The 12,233-nt window shown below is 52.6% G+C and carries 13 protein-coding genes; 5 read left to right on the forward strand and 8 right to left on the reverse strand.

The annotated features are described in order from the left end of the window. Positions 1-41: 41 nt before the first annotated feature. The gene (locus FGS84_RS04505; RefSeq protein ID WP_138306482.1) at positions 42-2,153 is read right to left on the reverse strand and encodes a M13 family metallopeptidase; all 2,112 of its coding nucleotides are present in this window, start codon (positions 2,151-2,153) and stop codon (positions 42-44) included. Between the two features lie 386 nt (positions 2,154-2,539). Between FGS84_RS04505 and FGS84_RS31940 the strand changes: the two genes are divergently transcribed. The 4 genes from FGS84_RS31940 to FGS84_RS31955 are packed head-to-tail and all read left to right on the forward strand — an operon-like array spanning position 2,540 to position 4,070. Continuing rightward, positions 2,540-2,938 carry an RtcB family protein gene (locus tag FGS84_RS31940; protein ID WP_347563785.1) on the forward strand — a complete coding sequence of 133 codons (399 nt, stop codon included), beginning with the start codon at positions 2,540-2,542 and terminating at the stop codon, positions 2,936-2,938. Then, positions 2,922-3,602, forward strand: coding sequence for an RtcB family protein (locus tag FGS84_RS31945; protein WP_347563786.1), 681 nt, complete (start codon positions 2,922-2,924; stop codon positions 3,600-3,602). Before FGS84_RS31940 ends, FGS84_RS31945 begins: the two co-directional genes overlap by 17 nt. Before the next feature lie 10 nt (positions 3,603-3,612). Beyond that, positions 3,613-3,807: a hypothetical protein gene (locus FGS84_RS31950; RefSeq protein ID WP_347563787.1), complete on the forward strand. Its 195-nt coding sequence runs from the start codon at positions 3,613-3,615 to the stop codon at positions 3,805-3,807. Between the two features lie 5 nt (positions 3,808-3,812). Next, a complete protein-coding gene (locus FGS84_RS31955) occupies positions 3,813-4,070 on the forward strand; it encodes a peptide chain release factor-like protein (protein WP_330641089.1) in 258 nt (85 codons plus the stop codon). Here FGS84_RS31955 and FGS84_RS04520 read toward each other — a convergent pair. The 5 genes from FGS84_RS04520 to FGS84_RS04540 are packed head-to-tail and all read right to left on the reverse strand — an operon-like array spanning position 4,067 to position 8,814. Then, entirely contained in the window at positions 4,067-4,753 is a 687-nt protein-coding gene (locus FGS84_RS04520) for a class II aldolase/adducin family protein (protein WP_138306483.1), read from the reverse strand. The two genes, FGS84_RS31955 and FGS84_RS04520, sit on opposite strands and share 4 nt — an antisense overlap. Before the next feature lie 22 nt (positions 4,754-4,775). Beyond that, positions 4,776-6,164 (reverse strand): GntP family permease, encoded by a 1,389-nt coding sequence (locus FGS84_RS04525; protein WP_138306484.1) that lies wholly within the window; start codon positions 6,162-6,164, stop codon positions 4,776-4,778. Between the two features lie 12 nt (positions 6,165-6,176). Next, positions 6,177-7,397, reverse strand: a complete 1,221-nt coding sequence (locus FGS84_RS04530; RefSeq protein ID WP_138306485.1) for a Tm-1-like ATP-binding domain-containing protein — start codon at positions 7,395-7,397, stop codon at positions 6,177-6,179. A gap of 10 nt (positions 7,398-7,407) precedes the next feature. After that, positions 7,408-8,205 carry an N-acyl homoserine lactonase family protein gene (locus FGS84_RS04535; RefSeq protein WP_138306486.1) on the reverse strand — a complete coding sequence of 266 codons (798 nt, stop codon included), beginning with the start codon at positions 8,203-8,205 and terminating at the stop codon, positions 7,408-7,410. A 12-nt stretch (positions 8,206-8,217) separates the two neighbouring features. Continuing rightward, a complete protein-coding gene (locus tag FGS84_RS04540; protein WP_138306487.1) occupies positions 8,218-8,814 on the reverse strand; it encodes a class II aldolase/adducin family protein in 597 nt (198 codons plus the stop codon). 236 nt (positions 8,815-9,050) lie between these two features. On the opposite strand from FGS84_RS04540, the gene FGS84_RS04545 reads away from it, so the two are divergent. Next, the gene (locus FGS84_RS04545) at positions 9,051-9,767 is read left to right on the forward strand and encodes a FadR/GntR family transcriptional regulator (protein ID WP_138306488.1); all 717 of its coding nucleotides are present in this window, start codon (positions 9,051-9,053) and stop codon (positions 9,765-9,767) included. On the opposite strand, the gene FGS84_RS04550 is transcribed toward FGS84_RS04545, so the two are convergent. After that, positions 9,764-10,975, reverse strand: a complete 1,212-nt coding sequence (locus tag FGS84_RS04550) for a DUF3810 domain-containing protein (protein WP_138306489.1) — start codon at positions 10,973-10,975, stop codon at positions 9,764-9,766. The genes FGS84_RS04545 and FGS84_RS04550 overlap by 4 nt on opposite strands. Before the next feature lie 87 nt (positions 10,976-11,062). Further along, positions 11,063-12,130, reverse strand: a complete 1,068-nt coding sequence (gene ytvI / locus FGS84_RS04555; protein ID WP_138306490.1) for a sporulation integral membrane protein YtvI — start codon at positions 12,128-12,130, stop codon at positions 11,063-11,065. Positions 12,131-12,233 lie beyond the last annotated feature (103 nt).

Here is a 12,233-nt window from a genome sequence, read left to right on the forward strand (position 1 = left end):
AGGTACATTTACAGGCATATGGACAGGCCCATAAAATTTTCCTACCAGATGTGAGGCCGGTCCTCCGGCCTGCGGTACATGCCGTCACCCTCCTTTACGCCAAAGGCAGCATAAAAGCCGTCGGTGGCGGACAGCACGGCGTTTACCCTGGTGATGCCCGGTGAATGGGTATCGTTGGTCATGATATAGGAAAGGTATTCATCCCTGTATTTGGTGGCCCATATGACACCGTAGGCGTGATACAGCTCCTTCAGGTCATAGCCCTTTTCCCGGGCTATTTCAGTGATGCAGGAAACGCCGCCCAGGTCAGCGATATTCTCCGTGACGCTCAGGGAGCCGTTTACTTTGATGCCGTTTACTTCCATGGTATCATAGTAGTCAATGACCTTTTGGGCCAGCTCCCTGAAACGCTGTTTATCCTGGGCGGTCCACCAATCCCGCAGGTTGCCCTTTTCATCATACTGGGAACCGCTTGTGTCAAAGGCATGGGTTATTTCATGGCCGATAACAGCTCCGATGCCTCCCAGATTAGTGACCGGCGCAGCCTCCGGGTCATAAAACGGGGCCTGAAGGATTCCGGCCGGAAATACGATTTCGTTGTTTCCGGGGTTGTAATAGGCGTTGACTGTCTGGGGAGTCATGCCCCATTCTTCCCGGTCCACCGGGTCATGCCGGGTCTTAAAGGCGTAATCCTGGGATGCCTTTAAAATATCCATGATATTGTCAATGTAGACCCCGCCCTCATCCGGTGTTTTCAGAGCAAGGCTGTACTTGTCCTGGGGCCATTCGTCGGGATACCCCACCTTGACCGTGATGGCCCTCAGCTTCTTCCTTGCCTCCTGGCGGGTGGATTCGGTCATCCAATCCATATGGGCAAGGCGGTTGTCATATACATCTATGATTTGCCGGATGATGGAGGCCGCATCCTGTTTGGCCTCCTCGTTAAAATAGGCATCACAAAATACACGGCCGCACTGGAAACCCAGTTTTTCCTGGACTGTTTCAGACACTGTCCGCTCAACCCCCTTTTTCTTTTTAATGCCTCCTGCTGCGGTCTGGTACTCCTGGGCAGCGGCCAGAGAGGCGGTGTCTGTTATCATGGACAGGTCTGAATAGAGACAGGTTTTCACATATTCTTTCAGCAGGGGAAGATTTTCTTCCCTGAGATAGCTTCCAAGCTTTATGCAGGCATCCGGCTGGGACACAACTGTTTTTTCATCTTCCTGTATGCCGAATATACTGTCCAGCAGGCTGAAGGGAAGGGCGCCGGAATACAGGTCCGCCGCCTGGGCGGCTGTGTACACATTGTATGTTTTTTCCGCATCATAGACTTCTTCTATTTTAAGGGCGGAGGATGCCAGCTCCTTCATCATATCCGTTACCCGGGCAACGGTTTCCTTTGCCTCATCAGGGCTCAGGCCGTTGATTTCATGGAGCTTTGCCAGATATTTTTTGTATTCCTCCACCCGCTTCTGGTTGGATGCATCTTCGGAAAACCAGACTTCCCTCCTGAGACCGGAATCCGGCTGTGCAAGACAGAGAACCTTTACTGCGGAGTCCCCGCTGTCACCGCCATAATACCAGCCCATAAGACTGGACAGACCCGTATCCCTCTGGAACCGGAGGCATGCGTTCAGAAGCTCCGCCACAGAGCCCGCTGCATCCACTTCCTTTCGAAAGGCTCCGGCAGTCCGGCCGTATCCCTCCCTGTCCCTGGTTTCCCTGTCAAGGCCGGTCAGGTTCAGAGCGCGTATGTTGTACAGGTCGCTGCCTGTCTCCTGCCCTGCCTGCCCTGCTGTGGATGAGGCCTGGCTTATCAGGTCATTTACCTTTATATAATTGTCCTCCCGCGCTTTCCTGAACCAGCTCATATCAGCCTGTTCATCCGGTATTTCCCAGCTTTCCAGGGTGGTATGGTTTACCGCGTCATAGAAATTATCCGTATAGTCTGCCGGACCTTCAGAGATTTGTCCGCTGTCAGGCTGCTTCTGGTTTTCCTGCTGATGGCCGGCCGGTCCGGCCGTGATTTGGGCCGGGCTTTCCGTCTCTGTTTGTGTCTGTCCCGGGCCGGAGCATCCGGTGATGGTTACGGCGGATGCCAAAGTAAGGGCCGTTAAGGCTATGGCTGTGCGGCATTTTCCTCTTCTCTTCATAAATTCCTCCTTGCTTATTTGCGTTTCATACACAGCATTTAATATACCCTGGTATGTGCAATGATATAAAATATCGTTTTCAACGTCTTCCGGCAGGAATGGCTGGGCCTGTGAATATGGGATTGACATTTTGCCGGGTTACGATTATAGTATAATACAGAATACGGGGGAAGCAAATCCTTCATAAGAAAAGGAGTGGTTGTTATGTTGGCAGAGCGTAATGGCAGAACAGAGGTAAAAACAGTATAACAGAACCATAGGACAGGAAGCGGCATACTATGTTTTTTTGATGCGCACGGCTTGTTGTCGTGTTTTTTTGTACCCTTTTTTAGGGAAAATGACAGACGTATAAGGCCGCGCTGTCAGCTTATGAAGGAGAATTTAATTTGGAAAAAGAAAAATGCATATTAATCAGCAGCAGCAGGAATTGGGTGGAGCAGGCGGCAAAGGACCAGCTTTTGGCGGTGAGCCGGCTTCCGGGCGTGGTGAAGGCAGTGGGACTTCCGGACCTGCACCCCGGACGGATACCTGTGGGAACCGCTGTCCTGACCAGGGGAATCTTATATCCCCATCTCCTGGGAAATGATATTGGCTGCGGTATGAGTCTCTTTGACACAGGGATAAAGGAAAAGAAGTTCAGACAGGAAAAATGGGTATCCAGACTGGAGGCCATCCGGGAGCTGGAGGACATTCCATTTCCCAATCCATATGGGGAGGAGTGCCCCATACGGGATTTAGGGACCAAATCACTTTGCAGAGTTTCAATGTGTGGAGCGGATTTATGATAAAGACGCGGCAGGGGACCTGGGACTTTGCACAGGCCGGATTCTGCTGCTAATCCATTGCGGCTCCAGGGGATACGGCCAGGATATCCTGTCGCGTTTCTTTGAGCCCGCGGGGCTGGAGGATGGCTCTGTTCGGGCGGAGGAGTATATGGCAGAGCATGACCGGGCTTTCATGTGGGCAGAGCGGAACCGGATGTCAGTGGCGGAAAAGCTGCTGACATGGCTGGGAAGCTCCTCTGAGCCGGGTCTGCTTATGGACAGCTGCCACAATTATCTGGAAAGGACGGAGGCCGGTCTTCTGCACAGGAAGGGCAGTGTATCGGCCCGTAAGGGGGCTGTGGTGATTCCGGGGTCCAGGGGGAGCCTGGCTTATGTATGTATCCCAAGGGAGGACACGGCTGTGTCATTAGATTCCTTATCCCATGGCGCAGGAAGAAAATGGGCCAGGAGTATCTGTAAAAGCCGTATAGACCAAAAGTACGACAGGTATTCCATCCGCTGCACAGGACTTAAGAGCCGGGTGGTCTGCCACGATACCAATCTGCTGTTTGCGGAGGCGCCGGAGGCATATAAAAATGTGGAACAGGTTATGGGAGTATTGCAGGAGTACGGACTGATAGATATAGCAGCCACCCTGCGCCCCCTGATTACCTTTAAGGGATAGGAGGGTGCCCATGAGAGTACAGATTAGTTCCGGCCAGGGGCCGGCGGAATGCGAGCTGGCCGCTGCCATGCTCTATGAAGAACTGAGAAGGGAAGCAGGGGATGTGCGCCTTGTGAGCTGTGTGCCCGGTAAGAAACCAGGATGCATGGCCTCTGTGGTGTTTGAGACGGACCGGGATTTAAGGGGGCTGGCGGGCAGCATGTAAATAAGGTGGAGACAGGGGTTCGGGCCATACACATACCCACGGGCACGGCCGTGGTGTCAACCCAGGCCAGGAGCCAGCATATGAATAAACAGATTGCCATGAACCGGCTGTGCTGCATACTGGCGGAGATGAACGCCCGGAACCGGCAGAAGGAAAAAAGCCTTGCGCGGATGGAACACGCAAGGCTGGAACGGGGGAATCCGGTCCGTGTCTATGAGGGGATGCGGTTTGTGAGGCGGTTTGAACATAGCCGGAACAATTAATTCTCCGGGGTTCCCCCTGTATGGATTCCCATTCCTTCCCGGATTTGCACCAGGCCGTCCAGGGCTTCCCCGGAGAGATACGGAACTTCGCGGCCCGTGATATGGGCCAGGATAAGAGAGCGGAACAGGATGCCGGCCTGGTGTTCCAGGGCCTCCATGCGGTAAAGGGCCTGGTAAAGGTCCTTTCCCCAGCTCAGGGCGCCGTGGTTGGCCAGCAGGACAGCGTTGTAGCGGCTGATAAAAGGCGCGATGCTGTCTGGTACGCCGTAGGTTCCGGGCTTGGCGTAAGGTGCAATCAGGATGTTGCCTGTTACCAGCACGGCTTCTGCCACAACCGGCTTTTTCATCTCCATTCCCATGACGGAAAAGCTGGTGGCAGCTGCCGGGTGAGCGTGGACCACGCCTGTTATATCGGGATTTTCCTGATAGACCCGCAGATGCATCTTTACTTCTGAGGATGGTTTTCCTCCGTCCAGGACCGTTCCGTCCAGATTCATTTTTACCAGTGCATCCGGATGCATGAACCCTTTGGAAACACCTGTGGGCGTCACCAGGATAGTGTTGTCATTGATTCTGCAGCTGATATTGCCGTCATTGGCAGCCACATAGCCTCTGTCATAGATACGTTTTCCCACATCCAGGACAGCCCTTCGGGCCTCCTGTTCAGATAAATAGTTATTCATTGTCATTTCCTCCGGATACGGTCTAACATCTCAGGCCCAGTGTTGCCAGAGCCACGATGACCAGTGCGGTGGCAATGGGAATAATCACGGAGGTCACAAACATATCCAGGTATCCCTCTTTATGGGTAATGCCGCACAGGGACAGGGTGGTCACAGTGGCCCCGTTGTGGGGAAGTGAGTCCAGGCCGCCGGAAGAGATGGAGGCAATCCTGTGCAGTACCTGGGGCCCGATTCCTATGCGGGCGCCCTGTTCCAGGAATGTGGGGGCAAGGGCTTCCAGGGTGGCGCCCAGTCCGCCGGAGGCAGATGCCGTCATGCCGCATAGCAGATTCACTGCCAGAACCTCAGTAATCAGAGGATTGGCTGATATGGAGAGAATGAAGGCCTGTACAATGGCAAAGATGGCCAGTCCCTTGATTACAGAGCCAAAGCCCACAACGGCACAGGAGTTAATAAGCGGCATCAGGGAATTGCCGGCAGCTGATTTCAGGTTGTCCTTCAATGCCTTAAAGCGGGGCAGGCCGGTTATAACCAGGTAAATAATGGCCACAAGCAGGGCGATGAGGACAGACCAGTTGCCGGAAACAGCACTGATTTTCGTGTTGTACTGCTCCAGATAAGCTGTGTTCACCCGGGGGTATATGACTTTGGAGCATAATAGGTTAACCGCTACAATCAGGAGGAAGGCAATGACCGGGTGGACAATGCCGGGAAGGTCGGATTCCGATATCTCCTTTTTTTCATCGTTATGGTCCCCGTAGCCCTCTTTTGCCTGTTTCGCCTTTTTGGCCCTGTAGTTAAGCCAGACCATGCCAAGAGAGAACATCATGACGGCTGCGATAATGCCCAGAACAGGGGCTGCAAACGCATCTGTACCAAAGTAGGTCATGGGGATGGTATTCTGCACCTGCGGAGACCCGGGAAGGGCTGTCATGGTAAAGGTAAATGCACCAAGGGCAATGGAGCCGGGAATCAGCCGCTTGGGAATGTCGGCTGCCCTGAAAAGGGAGATGGCTATGGGAAGGACCACGAAGGTCACTACAAAGAGGGAAACGCCTCCATATGTAAGCACTGCGCAGCAAAGCACAACTGCCAGTATGGCTCTGTCCTTTCCAAGTTTGCTGGCGATAAGGTGGGAGATGGCGTCTGCATATCCGCTGACCTCCATTAATTTTGCAAAGACTGCCCCGAATAAATACAAGGGAAAATAATTCCTTGCGTAGTTCGCAAAACCTGTCATGTAAACTTCGGTATAATTTGCCATGAGATGGGAATCAAAGCCAGCAGAAAAAATTACAGCTACCATGGCAACAATTGGTGCGATGATTATTACACTGTGTCCCTTAAAGGCCAGGTAAACCAGCAGGAACAGAGCAAGGAACAAACCGGCAACGCTTATGGTTGTAGTCATAAATCCACCCTCCTATACAAGATTCATTATAGCTGCGGCAACCGCGCTCTGGCAGTTGTCTGAATTGATATTGCCCTCCACATCAATGATTGTTATATGCTGGTCCAGCAATGGTTTTATGGTGCTTATAAACGCCTTATCCACCTCCGGGTCATACATGGGGCCGCCCCTGGCCGCTGCCTCGCAGAAGCCTTCATCCGGCAGTATAAGGGTTACCGGGGCAGTGGTCTTGTTCAGGCGTTCAGCCAGAATACGGGCCAGCCTTACCGCCTCGTCCCTGTAAATTTTAGTGTGGGCAATACTTGAATTGTGATAGACCTTCTTTCGCCGGTCAATGTCATCCGGCAGCCCCCGCCCGTCCTCATCAATGAAAAAGTCAAGCATATCCAGGGCGCCGGGTACAACAACCATGGGAATATGGTGCTCAATGGCTGCCTGCAGCCGGTTATTTGCCCCGGTGCAGTATCCGCCCAGGACCTCGCAGGTCAGCTCATGAAGCGTCATGTCTGCAATCAGGTCAAAAGCGCCTTCCGAAATCAGCTTTTCCATGCAGCGTCCCCCTACGCCGTTTGCATGGAAGCAGGTTTTCTCATAGGTGTCGTCAGGCAGCAGGCGCAGCGCGCCCTCCACGCCTTTGGATGTGATGCCCAGCATTGTGGCGGCAATCTTTTTCCGGGTGTCGGGGACCACCTGCTTCTGATAATGAAGCATGCCCAGGGCGGCGTGGCAGACATTGTGAATCACGGTTTTTGTGGTATAATTGAGTCCGGAAATATCGGCAACCGTGTGGACAACCATGATATCCTTGTCCCCCACATACTGTTCCATGGTCCGTTTGCCGCAGGCCAGCGAGGAGGCTACGATTTTAGGAACCCCAAAGGGCAGGGATTTCATGGCGGCAGCGGCCATCCGGGCATTCTGGCCGCCTCCGATGGAGATGACGGCATCAAACAGCCCTTCCTCATACAAAGCCGGCATGGCGGCTGTCAGTGCCCTGGACATGGTTTCGATGCTCTGGGCCTTATCCAGGGGCCCGAATTCTTCCCAGGTCATCCCGCAGCGGGCCAGGATATCGGCAGGCCCCACCGCAGCGTCTGCGTCCACCAGGGTTTTGGTGCTGATGTCAATTATGATTCCGCGGCCGCCCCATGACTCAATTTCATGTTTGGCATATAAGGTTTCCGGCAGCTTGGTGTCAAGGGAGGCGATGAGGGCAATTCTGTTATGTTCCATGGGACCTCCTTTATCTACCGTACACTCTGTTGGATTCCACGATTTCAATCATCTCAGGAGCGTGTGTGGGAAGGATGAACTCCTGGCTTTTCGCCCGTTTCTTCAGTTCCACAATGCTGTTCCATTCATCCACAATATCTAAGAAACGTCCTGGCGGTGTGATGTCATAATGCATTTCCGGTACAGGCTTCAGGTTGTCATAGGTGAAGATAAGGTCGCCGCAGCAGTGGTACTGTCCCTCGCTGGTATTGACAACAACAGTCTGGTGGCCCACGGAATGGCCTGGCGTGGGATATACGCTGATACCGTCGAAAATCTCAGCCTCCCCGTCATAAAGTTTAAAATTCCTGCCGTCAAACTGGGGTTTGAGTCCCAGCACAGGATACTCATAGGATTTATAGTAGAGGGGAATGGGATTAACGGCAAACTCATATTCGGTTCTCTGGACATGAAGGGAGGCATTTACAAAACGGTCCAGATAATAGACATGGTCCCAGTGGAGATGGGTAAAGATAATGTCTGTTATCCCGCTGCACCTGACACCCAGCCGTTCCAGCTGTTCATAAACAGCATGGCCCTCGGGCTGTACGGAACCGGGATGATGGTATTTTCCTGCAATCTCCGTGTCAGACATTCCTGTGTCAATCATGATGTTTCTCCCCCCACCCTGCACCAGGAAAACGGTGACGGGAAGCTTTACAAAGCCCTCCACATCATAAAATTTGTGTACGCTGTGGTGATATAAATACTGTCCCTTGCTTGTATTGGTGAATCCTGTATTAATGGGTGTAATGGTATAGTTTGTCATAGCGGTTCTCCTTTATTTTCTGAGTTTTTTCTGCTCCCACGCAATCATGGCGGTTTCTTCAATCAGCTCTGCAATCTGCCCTGCCTTCACTGCGCTGGAGGATATGGCAACAATGCCGTGTCCCTTTAAGATAATGGCCGCTGTCTCCGGTTCTGAATCCAGCACCTTAAATACCTTGGGAAGTTCCTCCCGGGTTACGGCCTGTGTGGCAACGTCCACTATCCTGACCGGTTTTTTCAGCTTGAGCTGGGAATGGAGGGTGATTAACTCAAGCTGTCTGTCATTCAGTGATATAAGGATGGAATAGGGGCTGTGGGTATGGACAATGCCCCCTATTTTAGGGTATCTGGCATACAGACTGCCGTGAAGGGTGGACTCCCTGGTGGGTTTATACAGACCCTCCTGCAGGTCGCCCTGGAAGTCGGTTATGGTTATGTTTCCCTCGCTGCACTGCCCGTAGGAAAAACCGCTGGGCTTGACAATCATCAGGTCAGTGCCCGGAATCCTGACACTCAGGTTTCCGCCGGTTCCGGTTTGAATCCCGCTCTCATAGGTGCGGGAAGCGGCAGCTAGGAAATCATCTTTTGCTTTTAAAAATTCCCTGTACATCGTATCTCCTTTTCATATGGTTTCGCGCGCTTTTTATACCAAAAGCATATATATTTTTGTATAAAAAATCAATATAATAAAGATAAAAAGACCAGAAAATATATAAGTTATACAAAATAAGATGGAATATTGGTATAAAATTTAAAAATTGGTATGAAAATTAGGGAAGGGGTGGTATAATATATACCAAAATACACCGATGCGGGATGGAGAACATACCGGGAGGGGAGGAAAAGATGGCAAGACAAAAACTGAGTGAGGTTATATTAGAGGATTTAAAGAAGAAAATATTGACTGGAGAGTACCGGACGAATCAGAAGCTGCCCACGGAGCGGGAGCTGGCAGAATATTATGATACCAGCCGTATTCCGGTGAGGGAAGCCTTAAGGCAGCTGGCAGATGCCGGGATTGTGAGGACATCAGCGGGTTCCGGGACAGTGGTGATATCCTCCGGCAGCACCCTGTCCGATACTTCCTATGGAACGCCCTTTATGGAAAATGTTACGGTATTAAAGGAGACTATAATTTTAAGAAGACTGATTGAGTCCCAGGCGGCCAGAGAGGCGGCCCTGAACCGGTCGGCGGATGACATAAAAGAGCTGCAGAATGCACTGTTTGACAGCATTAACCAGATACGCAAGCTGAAGGCAAAGGAGAACAATTCATTTTTTGAGGCAGACGCCTGGTTTCATAAGGCCATAGCAAAGGCATCCCACAACCGGTTTCTTGTGGAATGCCTGGACGCCATTCCCTATATCACCGCCAACCATCAGTTTCTTTCCCTTAAATACACGACTCCCAGGGATGAGGTGGTATCATACCATACACAGATATATGAGAATATTCTGGATATGAATGGAGAGCGCGCCTATGAATCCATGTACAACCATCTGTACCGGGTGGAGACGCTGATGATGAACCATAAAGAGGAAGTGGGGGAGGATTTGTCCTAATCCTCCCTCAGCTGTTCCTTGTAATATGCCAGCATCAGGTCCACCATCCGCCCATAGCTGCGAACGCCGTCCTCCTGGCTGTGGGCCTTAAGATACCTGTCATTCATCTGTGTGGAGGCCTGGGCCACCGGGCCTTCAAAGCGCTCCCAGAACTGGTTGTTCCAATCCAGGTCCCGGACTGCCTGGGGTGACAGCTTTGTATAGAGGTCATAATAGCTGTCCGGGTCCACCCTGGCCAGAGCATTGCCGGCATAGACCCAGCCGGTCAGGTAGCCGCTGTAGCGGAAGTCCGGGGAATCGGAGCCGATACATGCCAGATATCCGATGAAGTTGGCCTCATCCTCACGCATAAAGCCTTTCAGATGGGACAGCTCATGGCAGATGGTATGCGGGATGTTATAGTAGGGCATTTCCCTGTTGTAGTTCGCCTCTATGGTAAAGGGAGAGTAAATGCCGCAGAGCTGCTGTACGGACAGCAGTCTGGAATTGATAAGGGGCTTGGGATAGGGATAATATCCAGCCAGCTGGGGATAGGAATCACCCAGCCGAATCATGGCTACCCTGCCGTCCTTTCCCAGTCTGGAAAGCTCTCTGGCCGAAGGGGCGGGGGTAGCCTCTGTCTGCCCTGGATACAGGCCGTCCAGGTAATCCCCGGAATGGTCTGTTTCCGGCAGGGTGCGGTTGATTTGGTTTGTAAGATAACGGCACAGCGCCAGCAGCTCTTCTGTGGAGGATTTTTCCGGGGCAATTCCCGCCTCATAGGAAAAGGGGGTGCGGTAATAGTTGATTCCGCAGTTTACCGTGAAGATACATAACAGGGCGGAGCAGAGAAAAAAGGCACGGGAAAGCAGCACAAGAGGCTGTCTGATATGGAGAACCAGATAATAGAGGCAGAACAGGCAGAGGGAATACAGCCCGGCTTCGGACAGGGAAAATGGAAACAGGCTGCAGAACCGTCCAATGGTACCGGCCAGAATGGGGTACACGGTGACGGAATAAAACTGGGCAAAGCCAGGCACTGTCCGGGCACAAAGTCCCAGCAGACCGGAGACAGCGGCCAGAGCCAGGCCGGCTGTGAAGGCCCGAAGGGGGCGGCATTCTGAAGCGGCATTTTTAGGGGCAGGGGGCCCCGGACTTTGTGCTTTCTCTGCGGTTTCGGAGGAAACCGCCGGTGAAAACCTGGCTGTAAGGTTATGGTAGAACTTCATATACATCACCTGCCTTTGGGGTATGGTTGTGTTCCTGCCTGGAGGGACGCTGTGGCTGGGGATAGTACGGCTTAGGAAAGCGCCGGGTCAAGCTTGTTCCCGGGAGGGATGGGCAGTGCCGCTGCGCAGTTCTGCCAGAATGGCGGCGGCTATGGGAAACAGGAAGATACCGGTCAGGCCCAGCAGTTTGCCGCCTGCAAATATGCACAGCAGGGTTGCTGCGGGGGAAAGGCCCATCTGAAGGCCGATGATTTTTGGCTCCAGGGTCTGGCGGACCACTGCTATGAGCAGATACAGGCACACAAGTCCCAGGGCCAGGCTTTTGGACCCGGTCATCCAGGCTATGAACGCCCAGGGAAGAAGCACGGTGCCCGTGCCCAGCACCGGCAGAATATCCACCAGCGAGGTGATGCAGGCCAGGGTGAAGCCTGCCGGAATGCCAAGGACCAGGAATCCGATATAAAGTTCCGTAAATGTCAGAAGCATCAAAAGCGCATAAGCCCTCAGAAGCCGGCAGGCAACATCCCTTACATGGAGGAATATCTGCAGGAGCATCTGCCGTCTGCCGTCCGGAATCTGGCACAGCAGGAAATCCAGTGTCTCCCTGTAGCTGCCTGTCAGGAAAAATGAGGCTATTACGGCGATGATGAAATCAAGGAACAGGGAGGGAATGCCGCTTATGGCAGAGGCGCCCCAGCCAAGCAGTGCGGAGGAGATGCCCATGGAGGCGTTCTCCATGAAATGCTCCAGGCTTTGCCCCAGGGCGGATATGTGGATGCTGTGGCCTGGGAAGCTGTTCTCCAGTAAGGAAAAGAAATGGGACAGGCCTGGCTCAATGGTCTGGCTGTAGATGCCGGGCAGTTTTTTTGCCTGCTCCTGGATGGAGGCCAGAACGTGGCTGCCGGACACGCACATGATTGTCAGGATGGAACCATAAAAAACCACCAGCACTGCGGCGGCGGCCGCTCCCTTTCCGCCCCTCATGCGTCTGTCCAGAAAGCACACTGCCGGTTCCAGCATGGCTGCAATGGCCATGGCTGCCATGAAGGGAATCAGTATGGGAAGGAGTTTTTTTAACCCTATATAGCAGAGAACACCTATGATTCCAAAGTAAATAAAACTGATGATGAACGTCCTGCGTTTTTGAATGTCCATGATATGTATCCTGTTGTTTGCTTAGTTCCATTATAGGCTCAGGAAACCGGTCAGTCAAGAAAGAATCCCCAGAAAATGGGGGACATGCACTGGAATATATTTC

This window comes from Clostridium sp. 1001271st1 H5 (assembly GCF_005845215.1).
Classification (GTDB): Bacteria; Bacillota; Clostridia; order Lachnospirales; family Lachnospiraceae; genus Enterocloster.

Excerpts from the sequence above, each read along its gene's own strand:
- FGS84_RS04505 (WP_138306482.1), bottom strand. The coding sequence starts at position 2,153 with ATGAAGAGAAGAGGAAAATGCCGCACAGCCATAGCCTTAACGGCCCTT.
- FGS84_RS31950 (WP_347563787.1), top strand. The coding sequence starts at position 3,613 with ATGAGAGTACAGATTAGTTCCGGCCAGGGGCCGGCGGAATGCGAGCTG.
- FGS84_RS04520 (WP_138306483.1), bottom strand. The coding sequence starts at position 4,753 with ATGAATAACTATTTATCTGAACAGGAGGCCCGAAGGGCTGTCCTGGAT.
- FGS84_RS04525 (WP_138306484.1), bottom strand. The coding sequence starts at position 6,164 with ATGACTACAACCATAAGCGTTGCCGGTTTGTTCCTTGCTCTGTTCCTG.
- FGS84_RS04530 (WP_138306485.1), bottom strand. The coding sequence starts at position 7,397 with ATGGAACATAACAGAATTGCCCTCATCGCCTCCCTTGACACCAAGCTG.
- FGS84_RS04535 (WP_138306486.1), bottom strand. The coding sequence starts at position 8,205 with ATGACAAACTATACCATTACACCCATTAATACAGGATTCACCAATACA.
- FGS84_RS04540 (WP_138306487.1), bottom strand. The coding sequence starts at position 8,814 with ATGTACAGGGAATTTTTAAAAGCAAAAGATGATTTCCTAGCTGCCGCT.
- FGS84_RS04545 (WP_138306488.1), top strand. The coding sequence starts at position 9,051 with ATGGCAAGACAAAAACTGAGTGAGGTTATATTAGAGGATTTAAAGAAG.
- FGS84_RS04550 (WP_138306489.1), bottom strand. The coding sequence starts at position 10,975 with ATGAAGTTCTACCATAACCTTACAGCCAGGTTTTCACCGGCGGTTTCC.
- ytvI (WP_138306490.1), bottom strand. The coding sequence starts at position 12,130 with ATGGACATTCAAAAACGCAGGACGTTCATCATCAGTTTTATTTACTTT.